Annotated in this window: 22 protein-coding genes; 8 read left to right on the forward strand and 14 right to left on the reverse strand. The window is 70.9% G+C overall.

Features of this window, described 5'->3' with window-relative positions; translation table 11 throughout:
- Positions 1-6: 6 nt before the first annotated feature.
- From BIU98_RS07500 to rplU, 5 genes are all read right to left on the reverse strand, one after another.
- Positions 7-1,272, reverse strand: coding sequence for a glutamate-5-semialdehyde dehydrogenase (locus tag BIU98_RS07500; protein ID WP_071274193.1), 1,266 nt, complete (start codon positions 1,270-1,272; stop codon positions 7-9).
- 74 nt (positions 1,273-1,346) lie between these two features.
- Complete coding sequence (gene proB, locus BIU98_RS07505) at positions 1,347-2,156, reverse strand: glutamate 5-kinase (RefSeq protein WP_071274196.1); 810 nt, start codon at positions 2,154-2,156, stop codon at positions 1,347-1,349.
- Positions 2,157-2,163: 7 nt separating this feature from the next.
- Complete coding sequence (gene obgE, locus BIU98_RS07510) at positions 2,164-3,681, reverse strand: GTPase ObgE (protein WP_071274199.1); 1,518 nt, start codon at positions 3,679-3,681, stop codon at positions 2,164-2,166.
- Between the two features lie 117 nt (positions 3,682-3,798).
- Positions 3,799-4,059 carry a 50S ribosomal protein L27 gene (gene rpmA / locus BIU98_RS07515; protein WP_071274202.1) on the reverse strand — a complete coding sequence of 87 codons (261 nt, stop codon included), beginning with the start codon at positions 4,057-4,059 and terminating at the stop codon, positions 3,799-3,801.
- A 14-nt stretch (positions 4,060-4,073) separates the two neighbouring features.
- Positions 4,074-4,382 (reverse strand): 50S ribosomal protein L21, encoded by a 309-nt coding sequence (gene rplU / locus BIU98_RS07520; protein WP_071274205.1) that lies wholly within the window; start codon positions 4,380-4,382, stop codon positions 4,074-4,076.
- 175 nt (positions 4,383-4,557) lie between these two features.
- Between rplU and BIU98_RS07525 the strand changes: the two genes are divergently transcribed.
- Positions 4,558-4,830, forward strand: coding sequence for a DUF4031 domain-containing protein (locus BIU98_RS07525; protein ID WP_071274208.1), 273 nt, complete (start codon positions 4,558-4,560; stop codon positions 4,828-4,830).
- Positions 4,831-4,915: 85 nt separating this feature from the next.
- On the opposite strand, the gene BIU98_RS07530 is transcribed toward BIU98_RS07525, so the two are convergent.
- Together BIU98_RS07530 and BIU98_RS07535 are read right to left on the reverse strand one after the other, a co-directional pair.
- Positions 4,916-5,728, reverse strand: a complete 813-nt coding sequence (locus tag BIU98_RS07530; RefSeq protein ID WP_071274211.1) for a hypothetical protein — start codon at positions 5,726-5,728, stop codon at positions 4,916-4,918.
- A gap of 2 nt (positions 5,729-5,730) precedes the next feature.
- Complete coding sequence (locus BIU98_RS07535) at positions 5,731-8,772, reverse strand: Rne/Rng family ribonuclease (RefSeq protein ID WP_071274214.1); 3,042 nt, start codon at positions 8,770-8,772, stop codon at positions 5,731-5,733.
- Between the two features lie 328 nt (positions 8,773-9,100).
- Between BIU98_RS07535 and BIU98_RS07540 the strand changes: the two genes are divergently transcribed.
- A complete protein-coding gene (locus BIU98_RS07540; protein WP_071274217.1) occupies positions 9,101-9,700 on the forward strand; it encodes a vitamin K epoxide reductase family protein in 600 nt (199 codons plus the stop codon).
- Positions 9,701-9,824: 124 nt separating this feature from the next.
- On the forward strand, positions 9,825-10,691 hold the full coding sequence (locus BIU98_RS07545; RefSeq protein WP_071274220.1) for a thioredoxin domain-containing protein: 867 nt from the start codon (positions 9,825-9,827) through the stop codon (positions 10,689-10,691).
- A 145-nt stretch (positions 10,692-10,836) separates the two neighbouring features.
- On the opposite strand, the gene ndk is transcribed toward BIU98_RS07545, so the two are convergent.
- The 4 genes from ndk to ileS are packed head-to-tail and all read right to left on the reverse strand — an operon-like array spanning position 10,837 to position 16,433.
- Positions 10,837-11,256 carry a nucleoside-diphosphate kinase gene (gene ndk / locus BIU98_RS07550; RefSeq protein WP_071274223.1) on the reverse strand — a complete coding sequence of 140 codons (420 nt, stop codon included), beginning with the start codon at positions 11,254-11,256 and terminating at the stop codon, positions 10,837-10,839.
- A gap of 34 nt (positions 11,257-11,290) precedes the next feature.
- Positions 11,291-11,662 carry a DUF4233 domain-containing protein gene (locus BIU98_RS07555; protein WP_083393076.1) on the reverse strand — a complete coding sequence of 124 codons (372 nt, stop codon included), beginning with the start codon at positions 11,660-11,662 and terminating at the stop codon, positions 11,291-11,293.
- A 41-nt stretch (positions 11,663-11,703) separates the two neighbouring features.
- Entirely contained in the window at positions 11,704-13,182 is a 1,479-nt protein-coding gene (locus BIU98_RS07560; protein WP_083393077.1) for a folylpolyglutamate synthase/dihydrofolate synthase family protein, read from the reverse strand.
- Positions 13,179-16,433 (reverse strand): isoleucine--tRNA ligase, encoded by a 3,255-nt coding sequence (gene ileS / locus BIU98_RS07565; RefSeq protein ID WP_071274229.1) that lies wholly within the window; start codon positions 16,431-16,433, stop codon positions 13,179-13,181. Before ileS ends, BIU98_RS07560 begins: the two co-directional genes overlap by 4 nt.
- A gap of 247 nt (positions 16,434-16,680) precedes the next feature.
- Here ileS and BIU98_RS07570 point away from each other — a divergent pair, with 247 nt between their 5' ends.
- Positions 16,681-17,712: a cation diffusion facilitator family transporter gene (locus tag BIU98_RS07570; protein ID WP_071274232.1), complete on the forward strand. Its 1,032-nt coding sequence runs from the start codon at positions 16,681-16,683 to the stop codon at positions 17,710-17,712.
- 75 nt (positions 17,713-17,787) lie between these two features.
- On the opposite strand, the gene BIU98_RS07575 is transcribed toward BIU98_RS07570, so the two are convergent.
- From BIU98_RS07575 to BIU98_RS18450, 3 genes are all read right to left on the reverse strand, one after another.
- Entirely contained in the window at positions 17,788-18,387 is a 600-nt protein-coding gene (locus tag BIU98_RS07575) for a TetR family transcriptional regulator (protein WP_071274235.1), read from the reverse strand.
- A gap of 390 nt (positions 18,388-18,777) precedes the next feature.
- Positions 18,778-19,350, reverse strand: coding sequence for a hypothetical protein (locus BIU98_RS18900; protein ID WP_139200617.1), 573 nt, complete (start codon positions 19,348-19,350; stop codon positions 18,778-18,780).
- Entirely contained in the window at positions 19,347-20,759 is a 1,413-nt protein-coding gene (locus BIU98_RS18450; protein WP_175481312.1) for an alpha/beta fold hydrolase, read from the reverse strand. Before BIU98_RS18450 ends, BIU98_RS18900 begins: the two co-directional genes overlap by 4 nt.
- A gap of 997 nt (positions 20,760-21,756) precedes the next feature.
- Here BIU98_RS18450 and BIU98_RS07595 point away from each other — a divergent pair.
- The 4 genes from BIU98_RS07595 to BIU98_RS07610 are packed head-to-tail and all read left to right on the forward strand — an operon-like array spanning position 21,757 to position 26,981.
- On the forward strand, positions 21,757-23,400 hold the full coding sequence (locus BIU98_RS07595) for an ABC transporter substrate-binding protein (protein WP_083393080.1): 1,644 nt from the start codon (positions 21,757-21,759) through the stop codon (positions 23,398-23,400).
- Between the two features lie 4 nt (positions 23,401-23,404).
- Positions 23,405-24,412, forward strand: a complete 1,008-nt coding sequence (locus BIU98_RS07600; protein WP_254787819.1) for an ABC transporter permease — start codon at positions 23,405-23,407, stop codon at positions 24,410-24,412.
- Positions 24,409-25,278, forward strand: a complete 870-nt coding sequence (locus tag BIU98_RS07605; protein ID WP_071274244.1) for an ABC transporter permease — start codon at positions 24,409-24,411, stop codon at positions 25,276-25,278. The genes BIU98_RS07600 and BIU98_RS07605 overlap by 4 nt, the downstream gene beginning before the upstream one ends.
- Positions 25,275-26,981: an ABC transporter ATP-binding protein gene (locus tag BIU98_RS07610; RefSeq protein WP_071274247.1), complete on the forward strand. Its 1,707-nt coding sequence runs from the start codon at positions 25,275-25,277 to the stop codon at positions 26,979-26,981. The genes BIU98_RS07605 and BIU98_RS07610 overlap by 4 nt, the downstream gene beginning before the upstream one ends.
- Positions 26,982-26,984: the final 3 nt, after the last annotated feature.

Here is a 26,984-nt window from a genome sequence, read left to right on the forward strand (position 1 = left end):
GCCAGTCTAGCCGCGGATCTGACCCTGTCCGCGCACGACCCACTTCGTGCTGGTGAGCTCCGGCAGCCCCATCGGCCCCCGGGCGTGGAGCTTCTGCGTCGAGATGCCGACCTCGGCACCGAAGCCGAACTCGCCGCCGTCGGTGAACCGCGTCGACGCGTTGACCATCACCACGGCGGAGTCGACGGCCTGCAGGAAGCGCTCGGCGGTGTCGACGTCGTTCGTCACGATCGACTCGGTGTGGTGCGTCGACCACTGCGCGATGTGTGCCATCGCGGCGTCGACGTCCGGCACCACCCGGATCGACAGGTCGAGGTCCATCGACTCGGTCGCCCAGTCGACGTCGGTCGCCCGGAGCACGCCGGGCACGATCGCCCGGGTCGCATCGTCACCGCGCAGGGTGACCCCGGCCGCGCGGAGCCGGTCGGCCAGCGTCGGCAGCAGCCGTTCGGCGGCGGCCTGGTGCACGAGCAGGGTCTCGAGCGCGTTGCAGACGCTCGGCCGCTGGACCTTGCTGTTGAGGACGATGTCGACGGACCGAGCCAGCGGTGCCGATTCATCGAGGAAGACGTGCACGACCCCCGCACCGGTCTCGATCACCGGCACCTGGGACTCGGTGACGACCGTCTGGATGAGCGATGCGCTGCCCCGCGGGATGAGCACGTCGACGAGCCCCCTGGCGCGCATGAGCTCGGTCGCCCCCGCCCGGCCGAACTCGTCGATCGTCTGGACGAGGGCACGCGGGAGCCCGACGGACTCGACCGCGTCCTGCAGCACCCCGACGAGCACCGCGTTCGTGCGCTCCGCTGCCGATCCCCCGCGCAGGACGACGGCGTTGCCGCTCTTGAGCGCCAGGCTTGCGATGTCGACCGTGACGTTCGGACGGGCCTCGTAGATCGCGCCGACGACGCCGAAGGGCACGCGGACCTGGCTGAGCTGCAGGCCGTTCGGCAGCACCGAGCCGCGGACGGACTGCCCGACGGGGTCGGTGAGTCCGACGACGTGCTCGACCGCCGCCGCGAGCGCGTCGATCCGGCCGGGGTCGAGTCGGAGCCGGTCGAGGAGTCCCCCGGCGAGTCCGCCGTCCTCACCCGCGACGAGGTCGAGGTGGTTCGCCGCGACGATGTCGTCCGTGGCTGCACGCACCGCGCGGGCGACGGCCAGGAGCGCGGCGTCCTTGACGGCGGTGGTGGCCGTCGCCAGGGTGCCGGCCGCGGCGCGCGCCGCCACCAGCTTGTCGGTGAGGGTCGGAGCGGGGGCGGTCAGCGACATGCGTCGATTGTAGGACCGGCACCACCCGCGTGACGGCGGCAGCCAGCGACCGGCACCACCCGCGTGACGCGGGATCAGCCCCGCGGCGCCGCGTGGAACCAGGTGCCGACGTGCTCCCCCGCCAGGGCCCGGTCCACCAGGGACGTCGCGGTCACGAGCACGGCTGTGCCGGCCTCGGCCGCGAGGCGTGCCGCCGCGACCTTCGTGCCCGCTCCCCCGGTGCCGACCCCGGCCGCGCCGACGGACCCGAACGTGACCCCGGCGAGCTCGTCCCCGAACGGGACCTCGTCGATGCGTTCGGCCCCGGGCTGCTCGGGCGGCTTCGTGTACAGGGCCTCGACGTCGGAGAGCAGCACGAGCGCGTCGGCACCGAGGAGCCGGGCCACCAGCGCAGCGAGCCGGTCGTTGTCGCCGAAGCGGATCTCGTGCGTGGCGACGGTGTCGTTCTCGTTGACGATCGGCAGCACCCGCAGTGCGAGCAGCCGGTCGATAGCCCGCTGCGCGTTGACGCGGTGCGTCGGGTTCTGCAGGTCCCCGGCCGTCAGCAGGATCTGGGCAGCGACGATGCCGTGCCGGTCGAGCTGCTGCTGGTACCGGAACATCAGGACGTTCTGCCCGGTGGCCGCCGCTGCCTGCTGGGTGGCGAGGTCGTCCGGTCGGCCCTCGAGCCCGAGGAACGGGAAGCCCGTCGCGATCGCGCCGGACGACACCAGGACGACCTCGGTCCCCCGGCCGTACGCGGCGGCGAGGGCGTCGACGAGCGACCCGATCTGACCGGCCGCGTCGCCGGAGACCGACGACGACCCGACCTTGACCACGATCCGCCGGGCACGCGGGACGTCAGCGCGCCGGCGCACGGGGCCGAGGGAGGTCGTGTCGGTCATGCGGTGGTCAGCCCTGCTCGTCCTCGTCGTCGGCCCACATGCCGGACTTCCGTTCCTGCTCGAGCTCGGCACGGGCGGCGGCCTTGGCGTCCATCCGCTCGTAGTAGTTCTGACGACGCTCGTTGCTCGTCTGCCGCCCGGTCTGGTCGAGCCGCGCGTCGGTGCCGCGGGCGCTCGTGATGAGCTCCGCGGTCGAGGTGAGGGTCGGCTCCCAGTCGAAGATCATGCCGCCGTCGCCGCCGATGACGACGGTCGAGCCCGCGACGGCCCCGGCCTTGAACAGGCCGTCCTCGACGCCGAGCTTGGCGAGCCGGTCGGCGAGGTAGCCGATGGCCTCTTCGTTCGTGAAGTCGGTCTGCTGCACCCAGCGCTCCGGCTTCGTCCCGCGGACGCGGTAGAAGCGGTGCTCCTCGCCGCCCTCGGCACGGACGGTGAAGCCGCCCTTGGCGTCGACGGCCTTCGGGCGGATGACGATGCGCTCCGGGACCGGCTCGGACGCCTTGACGAGCCGGGCCTGCTCGACGATGCCGCCGAGCGCGAAGCTCAGCTCGCGGAGGCCCTGGTGCGACGCGGTGGAGATCGGGAAGACGCGGTAGCCGCGGGCCTCGAGCTCCGGGGTCACGAACGCGGCCAGCTCGGCGGCGTCCGGGACGTCGATCTTGTTGAGCGCGATGAGCTGCGGGCGCTCGAGCAGCGGCAGCTGGCCCTCGGGGACCGGGTAGCGCTCGAGCTCGCGGAGCAGGACGTCGAGGTCGCTGATCGGGTCGCGGCCCGGGTCGAGCGTGGCGCAGTCGATGACGTGCAGCAGGACCTCGCACCGCTCGACGTGGCGGAGGAACTCCAGGCCGAGGCCCTTGCCCTCCGACGCGCCCTCGATGAGCCCGGGGACGTCGGCGACGGTGAAGCGTACCTCGCCGGACTCGACGACGCCGAGGTTCGGGGTCAGGGTGGTGAAGGGGTAGTCCGCGATCTTCGGCTTCGCGGCGGAGACCGCGGCGATGAGCGAGGACTTGCCGGCGCTCGGGTACCCGACGAGGGCGACGTCGGCGATCGTCTTGAGCTCGAGCCGGACGTCGCTGGACTCACCGTCGGTGCCGAGGAGCGCGAACCCGGGGGCCTTGCGCTTGGTGGAGGCGAGTGCGGCGTTGCCGAGGCCGCCCTGACCACCCTGGGCCACGACGATGCGCATGCCCGGCTCGGTCATGTCCGCGAGCACCTCGCCCGACTCGTCGTAGACCACGGTGCCGACGGGGACGGGGAGCTCGAGCACGGCACCGCTGAGGCCGCTGCGCATGTCGCCCATGCCCGGCTGGCCGTTGCGGCTGGAGCGGTGCGGCGAGCGGTGGTAGCCGAGCAGCGTCGTGACCTGCGGGTCGGCGACCAGCACGATGTCGCCACCGTCGCCCCCGTCGCCACCGTCGGGACCGGCCAGCGGCTTGAACTTCTCGCGACGAACGGACACGCAGCCGTTGCCGCCGTTCCCCGCGCTGAGGTGCAGGATCACGTCGTCGACGAACGTCGCCATCGGTTGTTCACTCTCCGTAGACCAGAGGCGACCGGAGCCGCCAGTGACGGCCGAGGCCGTCGAAACACGAATGAGGGGCAGGCACACGGCCCGCCCCTCATCCAGAGAACTGTGTCGTCAGACGCTCACGGCGTCGACGATGTTGATGACCTTGCGGCCACCCTTGGTGCCGAACTCGACCGAGCCGGCGGCCAGGGCGAACAGCGTGTCGTCGCCACCGCGGCCGACGTTCGCGCCCGGGTGGAAGTGCGTCCCACGCTGGCGGACGATGATCTCACCGGCGTTGACGACCTCGCCACCGAAGCGCTTCACGCCGAGGCGCTGTGCGTTCGAGTCGCGACCGTTGCGAGTGGAACTCGCACCCTTCTTGTGTGCCATTGTCTGCTCCCGCCTTACGCGATCTTGGTGACCTTGACGCGCGTGAGGTCCGCGCGGAAGCCCTGGCGCTTCTTGTAACCGGTCTTGTTCTTGAACTTCTGGATGATGACCTTCTTGCCGCGGAGGTCCTCGAGCACCTCGGCGGTGACGGTCACCTTCGCCAGGTCGGTCGCGGCGGAGGTGATGGTGTCACCGTCCACGAGGAGCACGGGCGCGAGCTCGATGTTGCCCTGGTCATCGGCCTTCTTGCGATCGATGGTGAGGATCGTGCCGACCTCGACCTTCTCCTGACGGCCGCCGGCGCGCACTACTGCGTAAACCACGTGGAAATCCTTACGTAACTCTGCTTGAGGGAAGTCTCGGGTGTCTGATCCTGCGCGACCACCAGCGGAACCGGTGGCCGGCGACACAGGCAGAACGGCCCGTTGACACCAGGGATCGAGCGTACTCGATGGGCATGGGTCCGGTCAAACGGCGACACGCGCCTAGCATGGACGCGTGTCCGTGTTGATCGACCCACCGACGTGGCCCGCCCACGAAACCGTGTGGTCGCACCTCGTCAGTGACCTATCGTACGCGGAGCTCCACGACTTCGCAGCACGTGCCGGTGTGCCACGCCGGGCGTTCGACCACGACCACTACGACGTGCCCCAGGCGCGCTACGACGACCTGGTCGCACTCGGCGCGATCCCGGTGTCCGGGCGTGAGCTGGTGCTCCGCCTGATCCGGAGCGGTCTGCGGGTCGCCCAGCGGGACAAGCGCGGCTCCTGAGCCGCCCCAGGACGGACAGGAGGCTCGTGGCGGGGTCGCCACGAGCCTCCTGTCCGGTGGGTGGTCCTGACCAGGACCCGTCGGGTCAGCGACCCGGGGGCGGCCCCCACTGCTGCTGCTGTGGCGGCGCCCACTGCTGGGGCTGGACGGTCGCCGGCGGGACGGCATCCGCCGGACGCACCGTGCCGGGGGTGCCGGACGTCGGGCGTCCGGTGCGGCCGCGGGGCCGTCCGAGCCAGAGCCACGCCACCGTGGCGGCAGCCAGGAGCATGGCGGTCAGCGGGATGCCGCGCTGCAGCGGCGACGTCAGGACGTCCGTCAGCAGGCGCCTGGGCCCCGCGTCCACGGCGCCGTACGCACCCGTGACGATGCCGACGAGCGCCAGCGCCAGCGTGCCGGCCGCGCCGCCGAGGAGCGCGCGGAGCAGGACGACGGGGAGCGGGCTGCGCCGGGTGATCGGCGTGAGGAACGCCAGGGCCAGGAAGGCACCTGCGTAGAACGGGAACGGCGTCAGGAAGACGGCCGTGGCGAAGCTGAGCACGACGTTGTGACCGCCGAAGGAGCCGAACGGGCCGACGTACAGGCTCGTGCCGATCATCCCGACGAGGCCGGACAGCGCCTGCACCGCGAGCACCCCGACGACCGCGATGGCCGCACCGGCGACCGCAGCGCCGGAGGCACCGGGCGCGAAGGCCCTGGTCGGGTCCCCCGCACGCCGGGGCGGCCGGGGCGGGAGGTACCCGCCGCCGGCCGGACCGCCGCCGTGCTGCTGCGGCTGCGGCTGCGGCTGCGGCTGTTGCTGGGTGTGGTGCTGGGGGTGTTGCTGCTGGGGCTGCTGCCACCCGGCGCCGTAGTACCCGCGGTCCTCCGGTTGCGGGCGGCGCTCGGGGTTCGACACCGTCAGCTCCCCAGGATCACGGTGCCGTCGTCGGTGGCGTCGCCGTCGGTCGTCGCCGGAGCGCTGATGCTGCCCGACGAGACACGGCGCGACCGGGAACGACCCTGGCCGGGCTGCTTCGGCTCCGGGAGCGCCTGCAGGACCGAGTCGAGGAGCGAGTCCGCGTCCGGGGCCTTGCGGGGCTCACGCTTCGTGACCGCGACGGGGATGTCGAGGATGGCGACCGTCGTGTCCGCCGGGGTGACCGTGGCGGACGACGACGCCCGACGACGGGTCGGCGGGGTGGTCGGCTGCTGCTCCGGGGCGGTGGCGGCCGGTGCGCTCGACGCGGGGGCGCTCGCTTCCGGTGCGGGTGCTGCGGACGCGGCCGGGGCGGTCGTGGCCGGGGCCTCGGTCGGCTCGGCGGTGCGCTCGGTGGGAGCGACCGCCGGGGCGGCGGTGGCAGCGGCGGGGGCCGGCAGCGTCAGGACGCCGTCGGTCGAGGCCGGCGTGCTCTGCTCGGAACTGGCACGACCGCCGCGACGACGGCGACGCTTGGGGCCGCCGTCCGTCGACGACTCGGGGGCGTCGGTGGCCGCGGGGGCCGTGGACGCCGCAGGAGCTGCCGGTGCCGAGGCCGGGGACGTCGTCGACGCGGGAGCGTTCGGCGATGCGGCCGGTTCCTCGTGGCCGATGGTCGACGCGGCGATCCGGGACAACGCGTGCTTCACGTCCTCCGTGATCTGGTGCGCCTGCGACGGCTTCTGCTCGCTGCCGGAACCGTTCGACCCGGACCCGTTGCCGTGTCCGTTGCCGTTCCCGTTCCCGCGCGAGCCGTTCGCGCTGCCGCCGGCGGGCGAACCGCCGTCGGAGCCGTTGCCGCGACCCTTGCGACGCCCCTTGGACGGACCCGGGTCGGCGTTGTTGTCGTTGACCTTCGCGTTGACCTCGTCGAGGGACTCGCGCAGGCCGACACCGATCTTCTTGCGGGTCATCTGCACGAGGCCGAGCGAGGTGACCTCGGCGACCTGGTGCTTCGTCCGGTCGCGGCTGAGGCACTCGACGAGACGACGGAGCACGAGGTCGCGGTTCGACTCGAGCACCATGTCGATGAAGTCGACGACGATGATCCCGCCGATGTCGCGCAGCCGGAGCTGACGGACGATCTCCTCGGCGGCCTCGAGGTTGTTCTTCGTGACGGTCTCCTCGAGGTTGCCCCCGGAGCCGACGAACTTGCCGGTGTTGACGTCGACGACCGTCATGGCCTCGGTGCGGTCGATGACGAGCGAGCCACCGGAGGGCAGCCAGACCTTGCGGTCGAGCGCCTTCTCGATCTGCTCGTTGAGCCGGTGCTCCTCGAAGGAGTCCGGGCCGTCGTAGAGCTCGACGCGGTCCTTGAGGTCGGGTGCGACCGCGGTGAGGTACTCGTCGATGGTCTCGCGGGCGGCGTCGCCGTCGATGAGGAGCTTCGTGAAGTCCTCGTTGAAGACGTCACGGACGATCTTCACGAGCAGGTCGGGCTCCGAGTGGAGCATGATCGGCGCCTGGCCGTTCGCGACCTTCTTCTGGATGGCCTCCCACTGCGCGGTGAGCCGCTGGACGTCGCGCGTCAGCTGCTCCTCGGTGGCACCCTCGGCCGCGGTGCGGACGATGACGCCGGCGTGCTCCGGCAGGACCGCCTTGAGGATCTTCTTCAGGCGGGCGCGCTCGGTGTCCGGGAGCTTCCGCGAGATGCCGTTCATCGAGCCGTTCGGCACGTAGACGAGGTAGCGACCGGGCAGCGAGACCTGGCTGGTCAGCCGGGCGCCCTTGTGGCCGACCGGGTCCTTCGTGACCTGCACGAGGACCTTGTCGCCCGGCTTGAGCGCTGCCTCGATGCGGCGGCCGTGGTTGCCGGTCTCGACGGAGTTCCAGTCGACCTCGCCGGCGTAGAGCACGGCGTTGCGGCCGCGGCCGATGTCGACGAAGGCGGCCTCCATCGAGGGCAGGACGTTCTGCACCTTGCCGAGGTAGACGTTGCCGATGAGCGACACGTTCTGGGACTTGGTGACGTAGTGCTCGGCGAGGACGTTGTCCTCGATCACGCCGATCTCGATCGTCTCCGCGCTGGAGCGGACGATCATCTGGCGGTCGACGCTCTCGCGGCGGGCGAGGAACTCGTCCTCGGTCACGACCTGGCGACGGCGGCCGGCGTCACGGCCGTCGCGGCGGCGCTGCTTCTTGGCCTCGAGACGGGTGGAGCCCTTCACCTTCTGGGGCTCGGTGATGTACTCGACCTCGCGGCGGCGGGGCTCCTGGTGGTCGCGCGGCTCGCGGGGTTCACGGTCGGCGCTGCTGCCACGACGACGGGTGCGACGACGGCTGCCGCCGGACTCCTGGTCGTCGTCCTCGTCCCAGCGGTCGTCACGGTCGGACCGGGCGCCACGGACGGGGAGCTCCGGCAGGACCGGGGCGTGGAAGATCAGCGACAGCGTGGACGTCGCCCTGGGGGCCTCGACCGCGGGTGCGGCGGGCTCGTCGCTCGCTGCCGTGTCGGGGTCCGTCGCGGTCTCGTCGTCGGTCTCGGGCTCGGCGTCGCCGTCCTCGTCGGACCAGCGGAGCGCGTTGCGGGCGGCGGCCGCGGTGGCCTCCGTCGTCGCCAGCTCGTCCGCCGGAGCGGCGGTGTCGGCGACAACGGTGTCGGGCGCGTCGGTGGCCGGCACGTCGTCCGCACCGGCGGCCTCGGCCACCGCGGCGACCTCGGCATCGGCGGCGCGGGCAGCGACCGCCTCGGCGTCCACGACGGGCAGGTCACCCGTGAGGGTGCTGACGTCATGGGCCACCGCGGTCGCGCCGGTCTGGACGTCGACCTGCACGGAGACCGAGTCGGTCACGACCGGCTCGGTCGTCTCCGGCGCGGTCGGCTCGGCCGCCTCGGTGGTCTCGACCGTGTCGGTGGACGTCGGGACGCCCCCGGCGGTCTGCTGCCCCGACCGGGCGCGGCGTCCGCCGAACAGGCGGCCCCGTCGCTTCGGTGCGGCGTCGTCGTTGTTGTCGTTCGCGTTGTGTTCGCTCTGCTCCACCATGGACTGGTGCACTCCTCGACCCCGCGCTGCCCCTTCGGGTGGCGGGAACTCTGTGGTTGTGGCGGGCGGCGGCCACGCCACCCGCACTCGCTGGTCAGTGACCGTCCGGCGTCGACATCTCGTGTCCGCCCCGTGCGAGGCACCCGGCCCCACCCGGTCCGGCGTCGGAAGTGACGCGTCGTCCGGTCACGGCACGCTGTCACCGTGCCTTGTTCGTCCGGGCTGTCGCCCGGAAAGCTCTCGTCGTCACACGGATCGGCCGCGCGACGACTGTCATTGTCGCACGCGACGACGGAGAACGGTCGGAGGCCCGTGTCATGATGACGCGGTGACCACGACAGCACCCACCACCCGTCGTCCCGTCGCGATCGCGATCCTCCTGCTCGTCACCGGCGCCGTCGCGCTCTACGCGGCGTTCCGGCTGGTGCTCGACGAGTTCGCCAAGTACGAGGACCCGAAGGCCGTGCTCTCCTGCGACGTGAGCCCCTTCGTCAACTGCTCGGACGTCATGACGAGTGCGCAGGGGCACCTCCTGGGGTTCCCGAACCCGCTGATCGGCGTGATGGGCTTCGTGGCACCGATCGCCGTGGGCGTGGTGCTGCTCGCCGGGTTCCGCGGCACCAGGTGGTTCTGGGTCGCCTTCAACGCGGGCGTGTTCCTGGCGTGGGTGTTCGTCACGTGGCTCTTCACGCAGACCGTCTGGTTCATCGGCGCGCTCTGCCCGTGGTGCATGCTCGTGTGGGCGATGACGATCCCGATGTTCTGGGTGTTCACCATCTGGAACCTTTCCCGTGGCACGTTCGGCGCCGGCGGCCGTCGCGTCGGGACGGCCCTGCTGCCGTTCTGCTGGGCGTTCCCCCTGGCGAACTACCTCTTCATCGTCGTCACGATCCTGGTCAAGTTCCCGACGGTCCTGTCGTTCCTGTGACGCGTGCGCCCGCGTTCGGTGTCGCGGAGGCCCGGGCGAACTCGGTGACACGTCACCTGATTCCTGGACTCTTCCCAGCCAGGACGCCCCGTCGGCGCGTCGGCAGCCGTTACGCTCGTTCCCGATGAGCGACAACGAGAGCAAGAAGGCTCGCAGGAACGCGGCCCGCGAGCGCGCCGCCGCCCAGCGCGCGAAGGACAAGGCCCGCAAGCGCCGCAACCGCACGCTGACGATCAGCGGCATCATCGTCGCCGGCCTCGCGGTCGTCGCGGTCGTGGTGCTGGTCATCGCGAACTCGGTGCAGCCCGCCGGCCCCGGCCCGAAGAACATGGCGAGCGACGGCATCGTGCTGCAGGGCCAGGACGGCAAGATCGTCCCCGTGGAGACGAAGGCGATCCCCGAGAAGGGCAAGCCGACCGCCACCAAGCAGGACGACTCGGTCGCGAACATCACGGTGTACGAGGACTACATGTGCCCCGTCTGCAACCAGTTCGAGACCGGCAACATGCCGCAGATCAAGAAGTGGGTGCAGGACGGCTCGGCCACGCTCGAGATCCACCCGTTCAACTTGCTCGACCGCGTCTCGCTCGGCTCGAAGTACTCGACCCGCGCCGCGGCCGCTGCCGCCTGCGTCGCGAACTACGACCCCGACGCCTTCCTCGACGTCAACTCGGCCTTCTACGCCAACCAGCCGTCCGAGAGCACCCGCGGTCTGACGAACCAGAAGCTCGCGGACATCGCGAAGGACGCCGGCGCCACGAACAAGGACGTCGAGTCCTGCATCACGGACCAGCGCTTCGCCAGCTGGGTCGCCGACGCCACGAACCGCGTGCTCACCGAGCCGCTCGCGAACTCGGACGTCCCGAAGCTCACCGGCACGCCGACGATCATCGTCAACGGCAAGCAGTACAACGCCGACAACGCCAACGCCTGGAGCGACACCGACTCCTTCGCCGCGTTCGTCGAGCAGAACGGTGGCTCGACCAAGTAGCCCGCACGACGAAGGCCCCCGCACTCATCGAGTGCGGGGGCCTTCGTCATGCGCGAGCTGATGACATCGAGGGAGCAGAAGACGTCGGGTGCCCGAGGGCGACCCGACGTCTTCTGCTCCCTCGATGGGGAGGACCGTCAGTGCGTCAGGAGAACCAGAGGCCCAGCTCGCGGGCGGCGGACTCGGCGCTGTCGGAGCCGTGCACCAGGTTCTGCTGCACCTTGAGGCCCCAGTCACGACCGAGGTCGCCCCGGATGGTCCCCGGCGCGGCCGAGGTCGGGTCGGTGGTGCCGGCGAGCGAGCGGAAGCCCGCGATGACGCCGTTGCCGGCGACGCGCACGGCGACGACCGGGCCGGACTGCATGAACTCGACGAGCGGCTCGAAGAACGACTTGCCCTGGTGCTCCTCGTAGTGCGCGTCGAGGAGGTCACGCGGGGCGGTCAGCATCTTCAGGTCGACGATCTCGTAGCCCTTGGCCTCGATGCGGCGCAGGACCTCACCGGTGAGCTGGCGGGCGACGCCGTCGGGCTTGACGAGGACGAGGGTCTCTTCGAAGTCGGACACAGCGGTGCTCCCTGGAGTTCGGGGGTGGATGTGGTCAGTCCTCGGCGGCGGCACGTCGTGCAGCGGCGTTCTGGCGGTCGAGCTGCGCGCCCTTGGTGAAGCAGAACACCCACAGTGCCAGGAACACCGCGCCCACCGCGAACATGAACGGCTCGATGAAGCCGGTCGCGAGGATGGCTGCCTGGAGCAGCCACCCGAACCATACACCGGCACGACTGCCGGTCAGACGCGATGCCAGCGCCAGCACGACGATCGCGGCGAGGCCGCCACCGAAGGCCAGTCCGGCCGGCAGGGTGTGCTTCCCGAACACGACGAGCATCGGGAAGAAGAACATGATCGCCTCGAGCACGAGCGTGATGGAGAGCAGGCTCTCCTGGGCTCCGCGGTCGCGTCGCGGTCGCCGCATGCGCGGCTGCCGACCCGGCCGGGAGGCTCCCCCTGCGTCCGTCACTTCGTCCCGCCTTCCCGGTGGACCAGCTCCATGACGGCACCCACCATGACGATGGACCCGGCGACGAGCACCATGGCGTCGTCGGCGTCGTCCTCGTCCGCCAGGTCGCGGGCTTCCTGCAGGGCCTGTGCGAGCACGGGCTCGACGACGACGCGGTCGCCGCCGACCTCGTCCACCACGATCCGCGCGAAGGCGTCGGCGTCGAGCGCCCGCTCCCCCGGCGGCTGGGTGACGACGAACGTCCGGACGGTGTCCCGGAGCGCGCGGACGAACCCCCGGGCGTCCTTGTCGGCGAGGATGCCGACCACGCCGACGACGTGTCCGGAGGGGAACGCGATGGGCAGCGCCTCGGCCAGGGCCTTCGCGCCGTGCGGGTTGTGCGCGGCGTCGACCACGACGGTCGGGTCCTGGGCGATCGGCTGCAGGCGCCCGGGGCTGGTAGCGCCGGCGAGCCCCTCGCTGAGGACGTCCTGGTCGAGCGGCTGTGACCCGCGCCCGATGAACGACTCGACCGCTGCGATCGCGACCGCGGCGTTGTGGGCCTGGTGCGCGCCGAACAGCGGCAGGAACAGGTCGTCGTAGCGGCCGGCCACGCCCTGCACGGTGATGAGCTGTCCGCCGACGGCCGGGGTGACGTCGAGCACGCCGAAGCCCGTGCCCTCGACCGCGAGCGACGACTCGGTGAGCTCGGCGGCGCGCTCGAGTTCGGCGAGCGCCTCGGGCACCTGCGCGCTCGACACGACGGCCGAGGACGGCTTGATGATGCCCGACTTGGTCCGGGCGATCTCGGCGACCGTGTTGCCGAGCTGCTTGGCGTGGTCGATGGCGATCGGGGTGAAGACCTGCACCTGGCTCTGGACGACGTTGGTGGAGTCCCACTCGCCGCCCATGCCGACCTCGATCACGGCGACGTCGACGGGCGCCTCGGCGAAGCACGCCAGGGCGAGCACCGTCAGGGCCTCGAAGAACGTCAGCGGGAGCTCGCCCTTGGCGGTGAGCTCGGCGTCGGTCATGTCGAGGATCGGGGTGATGTCGTCCCAGTTCTCGACGAGGCGGTCGGCCGCGACGGGTTCGCCGTCGATGACGATGCGCTCCCGGATCGACACCAGGTGCGGGCTCGTCATGAGTCCGGTGCGGAGCCCGTGTGCGCGGATGATGCTCTCGGCCATCCGGGCGGTCGAGGTCTTGCCGTTCGTCCCCGTGACGTGCACGACCGGGTAGGCCAGGTGCGGGTCGCCGAGGAGCTCGACGGCGCGCCGGGTCGCGGTCAGCCGGTGCTCGGGCGACTGCTCGCCGATCCTGGCGTACAGGGCGGCCTCGACGCGCTTGACCTCGTCGTCGTCGCCGCCGAACGGCACTGACTCGGTCGGGCGGGTGTCGGCGGGCGGGCCGACGGGGATCTCGATCCCGTCGGCGTCGTAGCGGACCTCGTCGTCGTGACCGTCGTCGTGCTGGTCGTGGTTGTTGTCGCTCATGCGCGTGCCACCTCCACGGACACCTTGGCACCGTCACCGACGACGGTGCCCTCGCCCTCGGCGAACGTGGTCTGCACCACGTCGATGGTCGTCGCGAGGGTCTCCCCCGCGATGAGGTCCTGGTGGGTCCGGACGGCGGCCGCGGCCACGGTGTCGGCGCCGAGCGTCAGGACGATGCGGTCGCTGACGTCGAGGTCGGCGTCACGACGGGCCTGCTGCACGGCGCGGACGACGTCGCGGGCGACCCCCTCGGACTCGAGCTCGGGCGTGGTCACGGTGTCGAGCACCACGAACCCACCGCCGTCGAGGAACGCGACCGCGATCGACGCATCGGCGACGGAGAGGTCGAGCGTGTACTCGCCCTCGACGAGGTCGATGCCGCCGACGGTGACGCCGGTGTCGGTCGCCACCCAGTCGCCCCGCTTGGCGGCGGGGATGACCTGCTGCACGGCCTTGCCGATGCGCGGGCCGGCGGCGCGGGCGTTGACGGTGAGCTTGCGCTCGATGCCGTACTGCGCCAGCGACTCCTCGGCCTGGGCCTCGAGCACGACGCGCTTGACGTTGAGCTCGTCGCGGAGGATGTCCGTGAACGGCGCGACGGCGTCGCTGTCCGGCAGCACGAGCGTCAGCGTGGCGAGCGGCAGGCGCACGCGCTTGCCCGTCGCCTTGCGGAGCGCGAGGCCCTTCGAGGCGACGTCGCGCACGCGGTCCATCGCCGTGACGAGGGCGTCGTCGGCGGGGAACTCGGCGGCGTCCGGCCAGTCGGTGAGGTGCACGCTGCGCCCGCCGGTCAGGCCCTTCCAGATCTCCTCCGACACCAGGGGCGCCAGCGGGGCCGCGACCCGGGCGAGCGTCTCGAGCACGGTGAAGAGCGTGTCGAAGGCGTCCTTCGCCGAGGACGACGACTCGGCGCCGAGCCAGAACTTGTCGCGCGAGCGGCGGACGTACCAGTTCGTGAGCACGTCGGCGAAGTCGCGGATGGCCTGCGCCGCGAGCGGGGTGTCGAGCGCGTCGAGGTGCGTCGTGACGTCGGTGACGAGCACGCGGGTCTTCGCGAGGAGGTACCGGTCGAGGACGTCGGTGCTGTCCGTGCGGCGCGACGCCTGGTAGCCGGACTCCCCGGACGCGTTCGAGTACAGCGTGAAGAAGTAGTACGTCGACCAGAACGGCAGCAGGAACTCGCGGACGCCCTGCCGGATCCCCTCTTCGGTCACGACGAGGTTGCCACCGCGGATCACCGACGAGGACATCAGGAACCAGCGCATCGCGTCGGCGCCGTCGCGGTCGAAGACCTCGGAGACGTCCGGGTAGTTGCGGAGCGACTTCGACATCTTCTGGCCGTCGGAGCCGAGGACGATGCCGTGGCTGATGACGTTCGTGAACGCGGGCCGGTCGAACAGCGCGGTGGAGAGCGCGTGCATGACGTAGAACCAGCCGCGGGTCTGCCCGATGTACTCGACGATGAAGTCGGCGGGGCTGTGGCTGTCGAACCACTCCCGGTTCTCGAACGGGTAGTGCACCTGGGCGTACGGCATCGACCCGGAGTCGAACCAGACGTCGAACACGTCGGTGATCCGGCGCATGGTCGAGTTCCCCGTGGGGTCGTCGGGGTTCGGGCGGGTCAGGTCGTCGATGAACGGGCGGTGCAGGTCGACCTGTCCCTCGGCGTCCACCGGCAGGCGGCCGAAGTCGCGCTCGATGTCGGCCAGCGAGCCGTAGACGTCCTGGCGCGGGTACGCCGGGTCGTCGGAGACCCACACCGGGATCGGCGTGCCGAAGTAGCGGTTGCGGGAGACCGACCAGTCGATGGCGTTGCCGACCCACTTGCCGAACTGGCCGTCCTTGACGTTGTCCGGCACCCAGGTGATGTCCTGGTTCAGCTCGCCCATCCGGTCGCGGATCTCGGTGACGCGGACGAACCACGACGAGACGGCTTTGTAGATGAGCGGCTTGCGGCAGCGCCAGCAGTGCGGGTAGCTGTGCTCGTAGGACGCCTGGCGGAGGAGCCGTCCGGCGTCGCGCACGGCCTTGGTCAGGGGCTTGTTCGCGTCCGACCACAGCATGCCGGCGACGTCGCCGAACTGCGACGTGAAGACGCCGCCCTCGTCGAGGGAGAGCACCACGGGGATGCCCGCGGCGGCGCACACCACCTGGTCGTCGGCGCCGTACGCCGGGGCCTGGTGCACGATGCCGGTGCCCTCGCCCGTCTCGACGTAGTCCGCGACCAGGATCTTCCAGCCGTTCTCCATGCCCTCGGTGTCGCTGAGGAAGTCGAACAGGCGCTCGTACTCGACGCCGTCGAGCTCGCTGCCCTGCAGCTCGCGCGTGACGGCCGCGACAGCGGCCTCGGCCGTCTCGTAGCCGAGGTCCTTCGCGTAGGCGGCCACGGTGTCGGCGGCGAGCATGTACGAGACCGCACCGGCGACGCCACCGTCAGCGGAGCCTCCCGGCCCAGCGGGCAGCACCACGTACGCGACCGCCGGCCCGACGGCCAGGGCGGCGTTCGTCGGGAGCGTCCACGGGGTCGTGGTCCAGGCGAGCGCCCGGACGCCGTCGAGCCCCAGCGCCGTGGCGCGGGCACCCTGCAGCGGGAAGGACACCGTCACGGACTGGTCCTGGCGCATCTGGTAGACGTCGTCGTCCATGCGCAGCTCGTGGTTGGACAGCGGGGTCTGGTCGTTCCAGCAGTACGGCAGGACCCGGAAGCCCTCGTACGCCAGGCCCTTGTCCCAGAGCTGCTTCCACGCCCACAGCACGCTCTCCATGTAGGTGACGTCGAGGGTCTTGTAGTCGTCCTCGAAGTCGACCCAGCGCGCCTGGCGGGTGACGTACTGCTGCCACTCGTCGGTGTACTGCAGCACGGACTTCTTCGCCGCGGCGTTGAAGACGTCGACGCCCATGGTGTCGATCTCGTGCTTCTCGGTGATGCCGAGCTGGCGCATGGCCTCGAGCTCGGCGGGCAGCCCGTGCGTGTCCCAGCCGAAGCGGCGGTGTACCTGCTTGCCCCGCATGGTCTGGTAGCGCGGGAAGACGTCCTTGGCGTAGCCGGTCAGCAGGTGCCCGTAGTGCGGCAGGCCGTTCGCGAAGGGCGGGCCGTCGTAGAAGACCCACTCGTCGCAGCCGGTGCGGGCCTCGATCGACGCGCGGAAGGTGTCGTCGCCCTTCCAGAAGGCGAGGATCCCCTGCTCGACGGCGGGGAAGGAGGGCGACGGGGTGACGCCGTCGGTGTTCGAGGTGAGCGGGTAACGCACGGGGGCTCCTGTGGGTTCGGTTCGTCTCCACGAGGACGGGGCCCGAGGGCTCCGCGGTACCACCTCGCTTGCCGTTCCGGTGGAACCGGAGCGGCCGCTCGTCGTCGGGGATGGTGACGGTCCCGAACCCGTCCGGTTCTACTGACGGCCCGTCGAGACGGTCCGCGTTCTTCCGGATGACTCCCCGGTGATGGCCGGATCGATGCCTGTGGAACACGACTTTACCGGACGGGAGCATGCTTGAGTGATGCCGTCGTCTGAACAGCAGCAGGACCGTCCCGAGTCCATGCTGACCGTCATCATCGCCTTCGGGGCGAACCTGCTCGTCGCCATCGCGAAGTCGATCGCCGCGCTCATCTCCGGGTCCGCGTCGATGGTGGCCGAGGCGGCGCACTCGTGGGCCGACACCGGCAACGAGATCTTCCTGCTCATCGCCGAACGGCGTGGCGGCAAGAAGCGTGATGCGGCGCACCCGCTCGGGTACGGCCGGGAGACCTACATCTGGTCGATGTTCGCCGCGTTCGGCCTGTTCACCGCCGGCGCGATCGTGTCGATCTACCACGGCATCAGCGAGCTCGGCGAGACCGGGCCCGCCGAGGACGTCGTGCTCAACTACGTCGTGCTCGCGCTGTCGTTCTGCCTCGAGGGCACGAGCTTCCTGCAGGCCTACCGCCAGGCGCACGGCGCGGCGACGAAGCGGAAGGTGCCGGTGCTGCGGCACGTGCTGCAGTCCTCGAACCCGACGCTGCGTGCCGTCTTCGCCGAGGACGCCGCTGCGCTCGTCGGCCTGGTCATCGCGTTCCTCGGGGTGTTCCTGCACCAGGTCACCGGCCTGGCGGTCTTCGACGCCATCGGGTCGATCGCGGTCGGCCTGCTGCTCGGCGTCGTCGCGATCGTCCTCATCGACCGCAACCGCCGGTTCCTGCTCGGCGAGAGCACCTCCCCCGAGCTCGAGAACGCGGTGCTCGTCGAGCTGCTCGCCCGCAAGCAGGTCGAGCGCGTGACCTACCTGCACCTGGAGTTCGTCGGGCCGTCCCGCGTGTACCTCGTGGCGGCGGTCGACCTCACCGGGAACGAGGACGAGTCCCACGTGGCCGTGCGCCTGCGGGACGTCGAGAAGTCGCTCGAGGAGAGCCAGTACATCGAGGAGGCGGTCCTCACCCTGAGCTACCCGGACGACGTGGCGCTCGTGCCCACCGGCGACGCGATCCCGCAGACGGTGCGCGACGGGACCGTGGAGGACGTGGCCTCGGGCGGCGCGGGGACGTTGCGGGCCTGACGCGCCCACCCCTCGCCCCGCGCTCGTGCGCCGGGGCCGGACGGGTGTCCGGGCCCCAGCGCGCGCAGGGCCTCTTCAGCGTGCGTCGAGCCCAGCGACCACCGGGGTCAGCGCCGCCGCCACGTACTCGACGAGCGCGCGCCGGCCGACCCCGTCCGCGACCCACACCCCGAACGCCGCAGCAGCCGCGCCGAGCATCGCGCCCGACACCGTCTGCGGCCACAGCGCCCCGGCCTGCTCCCCCGTCCGCCGCCCCACGAACGCGGCGACCGCGGTGTGCTGCGCCATGACCCGGGCCGCCACGCTGGCGACGAGCTCAGCACCGATGCCCATCACCTCGGCCTGGGCCACCGCCCACGGCACGCGCTCCGGGTCGTGGGCGCGGGCGGCGGCGAGCAGGGCGTCCTCCACCGCACGGACGGCCGAGGCCTCGGTGGACGCCGCGAGCAGTTCCGGCAGCGCGGCCACGGCGGCGTCGAGCTCGAGCCACATCACGTCGGACTTCGCCGGGAAGTAGTTGAAGAACGTCGCTCGACTGACCCCGGCTCGGGCGGCGATCTGGTCCACGGTCGTGCGGCCGTAGCCCTGCTCGAGGAACAGCTCCGCCGCCGCGTCCGCGAGCACCTCGGCGCTCGAGCGGCGCGGTCGTCCTCCGCGACGGGTGCGTTCGTCCATACGACGATCATGCCGCGTCATGCGTCGGCATCATCACGATGCCCTCGCCCGACGTCGCGAGCGGGGGGTTCGTTCGCCTTCTCCCGAACCAGCCGCTCGTGGATCCACGGCTCGCCCCAGACCCCGAGGAACAGCATCACGAGTGACGTCACCACCCCCCACGCCCAGCTGCCGTCAACTCGGAGGCACCAGAACGAGAAAGCTCCGACGACGGCAGCGACGCCGACGGGCGCACCGGCTGCCAGTCCTCGGAGACCAGTCCTCTCCTCCGTGGCACAGCTCGTCACCCAGGGACGGACGGAGGTGGGCAACCCCAGAGTCGCATGGGCGAGCACGAGGACCGCCACAGCGAGCTCCACGGTGACGATCCCGGCGAAGGCCGTCGCGATGTCAACCACGGCAGCCTCTTGCGCCGTCGACAGCGCCGTCGACGCTCAAGCTGAACGGGCTGGAAACGAAGACGATCTCAGGATCGACACTGTCATCACTGCCGGCAAATCGCACCAGAGCAAGTTGGAAGTAGTCGTCTTCAACGCCCTGCGCCAGGAGATCGGCGATTGCCCAAGCCCGTAGGACTTTGAACACCGGCCGAGACTCGACGCGGTGTGGGAATTCGCTGTCGAGGACGGGTAGAAGGTCGCTGCAGAGGTCGAACAGAGCCTTGTCCGCGCGCCGCTGCGGGAACCACACGGCATGGTGAAGTCGTCGCTCTGCGACCACACGAGGTCGAGTCCATTGTGCCTGACGCTCCCCAACAGGGCGGGTCGGGCGTACGTAGATCGCGAAGTCGTGCTGCGCAGGATTGGGAGCGAAGAAACGCCAGTTCGGTACCAGTCCAAGCCAATCTCGACTACGTGCGCGTCCGAATGCAGGGCTCGGAACCTGAGCGAGCATCGTCACGATGATCCATGCGAGAACCGTTCCACCGATTGCTCCGCTTCCCCATCGCCGGGTGGACATCACGATGCTTCCCTCCTTGCACCTGAACTCCCCTTGAACAGCAGATCGACGATGACGTCAACGACCACTCGGACCGCCCGATCTTCCTGAAGAACGTCATCATGCCCAACGCCCGGGATCACGGCGACGGGTCGCTCGTCAGTGGCAGTTGTTCGAGCGAGTTCGTTGTACATGATCGCTTGCATCGGGTCACCCGCGACAGTGCGCCCGGCCGCCACCACGCGTACCGGGACCACGGATGGCCGTGGCGGACTTTCGTCAACAAGGGTCAGTCGCGCGGCGTTCCATTCCACCCACACCGATCGCCAGGTTCGAGCCGAGCGGTATTCGTCAAGAGCGTTCCGTCGATGTTCCTCTGCAATCGACTGAATCCAGGGCGGAGCATCAAGCAACGCGCCGAGCCTGGCCGCGGTTGCCATCCGGAAGATCCGCAGTGATTCAGTGATCGAAGGAACGGTAGCTGCCTTGCGGTCGGAACGCACGAACTCGCCTGGATGGGAAGGATCCAGAGCAAGGACACCGTGAACGGAGTTGCTCACGTCATCGATTGCTCGTCGAACGATCTCCGCACCCAGCGAATACCCCAAGAGCACCACCGGCTCTGAACTCTCTGACCTGATCGCGTCGACAAGACGGACGAGATCGCGAGCGTGAGCGTCGAGAAGGCCGGTTGGCGCTGCTCGACCAACAGGACGCCGATACGTGACGGCCATGATGTCGATCGCGGCGAGCGCTCCCTTGAGCGAGTCGAATTCGTCCATCTGCGTCCCGAGACCACCCACGAGCACCACCACGCCGCGTCCAGCGTCTCCTGGTCGATCAAGGACGAGTTGACGACCATCTTCGAGTCCGAGCGTCTTCCTTGACCGATCACGCTTCCTCAGTCGGGCGTCGGCAGCGATCCTCTGACAGGTGATGACGCCGACCGCCGCGGTGAATGCGCCGGCTGCGAGAAGCGGGAACAGTCGAGACGGCCGATGAGTGTTCGCAGCCGACGTGTAGAGAACTGCGGGGTGAAGGGACATGAAGCTCGGGAGGAAACGACCCAGTCCCATGACCCCTGCGTTGAGACCGTGGAATGCAACCGCCACGCCGATGAACAGTCGAGGCACCCAGGCAATCGGCAAGTAGGCGAACGGGAACAAGCACTCGAACGCCAGCATGCCCATTGAGACGATTCGCACGATCCGAGGACAGCGCGAAGCCTGACGCCAGACCACCGGACTACCGTAGGTGTGTGTGCGCAGAACACCCAGTAGTGCCTTCTCGGATCGCCAGTCCGGGCCGGCCAGTTTCGCGAGTCCCGCCACGGTGTACGACATCGAGGCTTGTATCGCCTGACTCCAGATCAACGCATCGCGGACCGCCGCGGACCGGACGAGACCCGCAACCCCGATGAGCATCTGGCTCATAGCAGTCACTTGATCAGCCCCATCACTACCGAGCCGTTGCGACGGATAGAGAATCATCGTCACGACACCCGAGACGACCGTTGCGCCCGCCCGCCCGGGGGCCGATCTCGGGGCGACGATGACGTAAGTGCATGTCGCGGCTCGGACCACATGTAAGGCACAGCGAGCGGGGAATGGGGCAGTGCCGCGCGCCAACAGACGTATGAAACGCGGCGCATTGTCGAAGGAATGACACGAATGCTCCCACTCGCGCCGCAACCTTTCCCGATGCGAGCGCTCAATGAGCATCGCCATGCCTTCAAGTGAAGCCATCAACGCCGACACTGCCGCAAGCCGTTGCGATTGGTCGAGCGTGCGCACTGGGTCAATCGGTCGATGTGAGAGCATCCCTCGCAGGGCTCTGAACGTCGGCCGACGTCGACCTCCTCGATCTGCCAATCTTCCCTCCGTTCCTCCCAGCCAATGGTCGCGCGGTCGGCATGTTGCCTCAGCCGGCGTTGACCCCTGCGTTGTAGGCATTGACAACCGCCGAGCAGATCGCTATCCCCGCGAGGAATGCTGGCGTCGTCAGAGTCGGCCGTTCGTTCCACTCACCGGGAAAGGTCGCCTGCTCAGCCGAGTCGCCAAGCACAGCGGCGATGCGACGATTCACCTCCTCATCCAGGCGATTCACCCTGCGGCCCTCCCTACGGTGTACGCCCCCACGACGGCGGCAGCGCCGGCCGTGAATGCAGCACCCTCGGCCGCATAGCCGACAACCGCGGCATACCCCACGGCAACTGCCAGTGGTGTCGTCAAGACGGGCTGCGCTGCACCCACAGCGACCTGGAACTCCTTCTGTGGGGATCGCTCGAGTTGTATGTTGACTCTTCTGTCCAGTTCGGAATACATCTGTCACCCGCTAGCCTTTGAAATTCTGCATCTGTACTTGCGACATCACACTTTGCCGACATGTGCGCGCGAAGTCAAGGCGTGGCGGAAGATGTAATCTCATGCTGTGACTGAACTAGACGCGGTACAGAAACCCGGGCGCCGTGGTGCTTCAGCTGCCAGCGCCGTCGCGGGCGCCGCGACGATCCTCCTCGCCCTGACGGCGTGCACGGGCTCCGGTGCGAGCACGACGAGCAGCACGCCCGTCGCCGGCGGCACGCTCACCTACGCCTCCGGTGACGCCGAGCCGACCTGCTTGGACCCGCACGTCGGCGGCAACTATCCGCAGGCACTGCTCTCGACGCAGTACATCGAGGAGCTCGTCGGCCTGCGGGACGGCAAGCCCGTGCCCGCCCTCGCGACGAAGTGGACCACGAGCGACGACGGCACGACGCTGACGTTCACGCTCCGGGACGACGTCACCTTCACCGACGGCACCCCGTTCGACGCCGACGCCGTGGTGCGGAACATCGAGCACGTGCAGGACCCGAAGACCGCCTCGAGCACGGGCTACCTCGCGCTGCAGTCCATCAAGCAGGCGACCGCGACCGACGACCACACCGTCACGCTCGCGCTGAGCCGCCCGGACAGCGCCCTGCTCGAGTCCTTCTCGCAGCCGTGGGTCGGCATGGAGAGCCCGAAGGCACTCGACCGGTCGCAGGCGGCGAACTGCGAGTCCCCCGTCGGCACCGGCCCGTTCACGATCACGAACTGGAAGCACGGCGACCGGGTCACGCTGACGAAGAACGCGAAGTACTGGGGCTCCACGAAGCCCCGCCTGTCCGGCATCACGTGGCGCTTCCTTCCCGACGCCACCTCGCGCTACGCCGCCCTGCAGGCCGGCCAGGTCGACGTCATCGACAACGCCCAGCCCGACCAGCTCAAGGCCGCGTCCGCGAAGGCCGCCATCCGCGACCTCGACGCCCCGCGCCCCGGTGCGTCGAACCGCCTCGAGCTGAACTCCGGGCACGGGGTGTTCCAGGACGAAGCGGTCCGCAAGGCCTTCATCGCCGGGGCCGAGATCGACCCGGGCCTTGAGTCCCTGTTCCTCGGCACGGCCAAGCGCTCGTACTCGGTGCTCTCGAGCGTCGAGCCGTACGGGTACTCCGACCGGAAGCTGTTCCGGTACGACCCGTCCACGGCGAAGCAGCTGCTCGACGACGCCGGGTGGAAGGTCGGCAGCGACGGCATCCGCGAGAAGGACGGCAAGCAGCTCACGGTGACGTTCCCGGTCTCGACGAACCAGTCGGTCCCCGCCGAGCGCAGCCTGTTCCAGCAGATCCAGGCGTCCGAGGCCGAGGTCGGCATCAAGGTGCAGCTCGAGGAGCTCGACCTGTCCAGCTGGTACGCGGCCCTGGCGAAGAACCAGTACGACGTCGTGAGCGCCCCGTACACGAAGGTCGGCGCCGACGTGCTCCGCATCCTCTACGACAGCGCGAGCATCACCCCGGCCCCGTCCGGCTACTTCGCGAACCTCGCACAGCTCGACGACCCGGCCGTGGACGACCTGCTGCAGCGTGCGGCACGGACGTCCGACTCCGGCGAGCGCGGCACGCTGTACGAGGACGCCCAGCAGAAGATCCTGGCCAGCGGCACGGTCCTGCCGCTCTACGACCAGCAGAACCACTTCCTGTACCGCTCGGCCGTCCACGGCATCGAGACCACCGCGGTCTCCACCCCGTGGTTCGGCACCGCCTGGATCGACCGCTGACGCGGTGACGGACAGGAGGCTCCCCGCGCGTCCCACGGACCGGCAGCGCTCCGGCGCGGGTGCGGTCGCAGGGCACTGGTCGCGCTGGGTGCTCCGCCGTGCGGCCGGCGGCGTCGGCGTGCTCTGGGCGGTGGCGACGATCGTCTTCGTCGCCATCCGGCTCATCCCCGGTGACCCCGCGCTCGCGGTGCTCGGCGGGCCGGGGTCGCAGGCCTCGGCCGAGGCGGTCGCGCAGGTCCGTCAGGACTACGGCTTCGACCGTCCGGTGCTCGTGCAGTACGCGGTGTTCCTCGGCCGCCTGGCGACCGGGCAGCTCGGCGACTCGTACGCGTTCCGCACGCCCGTGGCGACGCTCCTCGGGCAGCAGCTCCCGGTGACGCTGACGCTCGCGGTCGGGGGGCTCGTGGTCGCGTGGGTGCTCGCGATCGTCGCCGCGTGGTGCTCCACGCAGCGCGGCCGGGTCGCTGCGGCCCTGACGAGCGCGATCTCGGTCACGGCGAGCGTCACCCCGCACTTCTGGCTCGGCAGCGTCCTGATCGTCGTCTTCGCGAGCGCCCTCGGCTGGGTGCCGGCGGTCAGCGACGGCAGCGTCCGCGGCTGGGTGCTCCCCGTGCTGACGGTCGCGGTGCCGGTCGCCGGGTACCTCGCCGAGACGGTCCGCGACGGCGTGGTCGACGCCCAGCGCTCGGCCTTCGCGCTCGCCGCCCGCGGCCGGGGCGAGACCCGCGCGGGACTCTTCGGACGCCACCTGCTCCGGCACGCGGCGCTGCCCGGCATCGCCCTGTCCGCCTGGGCCTTCGGGTCCCTGGTGTCCGGTGCCGTGGTGGTGGAGTCGGTGTTCGCGCTCCCGGGCATCGGGCGCGCCCTCGTGACCGCCGTCACCCAGCGGGACATGCCCCTCGTGGCGGGCATCGCGCTCGTCTCCGCGGCGGCCTACGTCGTGGTGCTCGCGGTGGCCGACCTCGTCGAGCGCGCCGTCGACCCGCGCGGCCACGGGGCGGGCGCGCGGTGAGCGGGATCGCCGAGCCGAGCCTCCCGGCCGACACCGTCCGCGACCGGTCCGAGCGGTTCCGTGGGGGGACGCTCGGACCGGCCGGTCTGGTGGCAGCTGCGGTGGTGGCGCTGGCGGCGCTCGCTGCCGTGTGGCCGGCGCTGCTCGGCGGCGCGCACCCGCTCGCGGTGCACCCGGCGCAGGCACTCCAGGCACCGAGCTGGTCGAGTCCGTTCGGCACGGACGAGTCCGGGCGCGACGTCCTGGCGCGCGTCGTCGCCGGCACCCGTGCGAGCCTGCTCGTCGGGGTCGTCGCGACCCTGGTCGGCGGGGTCGTCGGGGTGGTGCTCGGCGTGGTGGCGGGGCTCGGCGGACGGGTCGTCGACGCGGTCGTCGGGCGGGTCACCGAGGTGGCGTTCGCGCTCCCCCTGCTGCTCGTCGCGCTCGTCGTGATCGCCGTGACCGGGCCGGGTCCGGTGCCGGCGATGCTCGCGGTCGGGTTCGCCACCGCGCCCGGGTACGCGCGCATCGTGCGAGGGCTCGTGCGGTCGGCGCGGTCCTCGCAGGTGGTCGAGACCGCGGTGCTGCTCGGGCGCTCCCCCGCGGCGATCGTCGTCCGGCACGTGCTGCCCGCCGCGCTCTGGCCGGTCGTCGCCGTGGGGACGCTCGGCATCGGGCAGGCGGTCGTCTGGGCCTCGGCGCTGAGCTACCTCGGTGTCGGGACACCGCCGCCGGCGCCGGAGTGGGGCGCGATGCTGGCCGACGGCCGCACGTACCTGCTGACCGCGCCGTGGATGAGCACCTTCCCCGGGCTGGCGATCGTCGTGCTCGCGACCGCCGTGACCGTGCTCGGCCGGGCACTCCGACGAACAGGAGCGCTGCGGTGAACGTCCTCGATGCCCATGGACTGTCGGTCGCGATCGGCGGCACCGCCCTCGTCCACGACGTCGACCTGCACGTCGCCGCCGGCGAGTGCGTCGCCCTCGTGGGCGCGTCCGGCTCCGGCAAGACCGTCACCGTCCGGGCCCTGCTCGGGCTCTCCGCGTCCGGCTCCGCCGTCCGTGCCGACCGGCTCGAGGTCGCCGGGCTCGACGCCCGCGCCTTCACCGAGCGGCGTTGGCGGACGGTCCGCGGATCGCGGGTCGGCTACGTCGGCCAGGAGGCCCTGGGCGCGTTGGACCCGCTGCGTCCGGTCGGGCGCGAGGTCGCCGACACCCTGCGGCTGCACACCGAGATGAGCGCCAGGGAGCGGCTGGACGCCGTGCGTGCCGCGCTCGAGGGCGTCGGGCTCGACCCCGCGATCGCCTCCGACGGGCGGCTCGCCGGCACGCTGTCCGGCGGGATGCGGCAGCGGGCGCTCATCGCCGCGGCGACGATCGGTCGGCCGGCGCTCGTCGTGGCCGACGAACCCACCACGGCGCTGGACGCCGGGGTGGCCGTCCGGGTGATGGAGCAGCTGCGCGCGGCACAGCAGCAGGGGGCAGGGCTGCTCGTCGTGACGCACGACCTGGGACTCGTCGCCGGGTGGGCCGACCGCGTCGTCGTGATGGACGGCGGGCGGGTCGTCGAGTCGGGGTCGGTCGACCGGGTCCTGCGTGCGCCGGAGCACCCGGTGACGCGGGCGCTCGTCGCGGCGGCTGGTGCGGGTGCGGGTGCTGCCGGTGCGGGTGCTGCGGCTGGTGCCGGTGCGGGTGCTGCCGGCGCGGGTGCGGGTGCGGCGCACGGTGCGCGGTCTGTCGGCCGGTGCGAGGTTGCACACTCCGTGCGGGGGTCCGACCCATGCACGGAGTGTGCAACCTCGCACGACCCGGCTGGCAGCGCGGCCGTGCTCGCGGCGCAGGACCTGCGGAAGGCCTACGACCGCGTTGACGCTGTCAGCGGGGTGTCGTTCGGCATCGAGCGCGGGAGGTCACTCGGCGTCGTCGGGGCATCGGGCTCGGGCAAGACGACCGTCGTCCGGATGCTCCTCGGCCTCGAGGACCCCGACACCGGCACCGTGACCCTCGACGGCGAGCCGTGGGCACCGCTGCCCGAACGGGACCGTCGACCCCGGCGCCGACGGGTCTCCGCCGTCGTGCAGGACCCGGGCGCGACCTTCGACGAACGCTGGAGCGTGGAGCGGGTGCTCGCCGACGCGCTGACGAACGGCGCTGCCCGACGTGCGACGGGCGACCTCGGCGACCGGGTGGACCAGGCGCTGCGGCAGGTCGAGCTCGACCCCGCGCTCCGGAGCCGTTCTCCCCTGACGCTCTCCGGCGGGCAGCGGCAGCGGCTGGCGATCGCCCGGGCGCTGGCGACCGAACCGGCGGTCCTCGTGCTCGACGAGCCCGTGACCGCGCTCGACGCGACCGTGCAGGACGCGGTGCTGGCGCTGCTGGAACGGCTGCGGGAGCGGACCGGCGTCGCGATGGTGTTCGTATCGCACGACCTGCGGGCGGTCCGACGCATCGCGGACGACCTGCTGGTGATGCACGACGGGGCCGCGGTGGAGCATGGCCCCGCACACGAGGTCTTCGCCCACCCGACCCACCCCGTGACCGTCGCGCTGCTCGCCGCCGCGGAGCGGCTGGCGGCGGGTCCCGCCGCGTAGCGC

The sequence above is a fragment of the Curtobacterium sp. MMLR14_010 genome (genome assembly GCF_001865015.1).
GTDB lineage: Bacteria > Actinomycetota > Actinomycetes > Actinomycetales > Microbacteriaceae > Curtobacterium.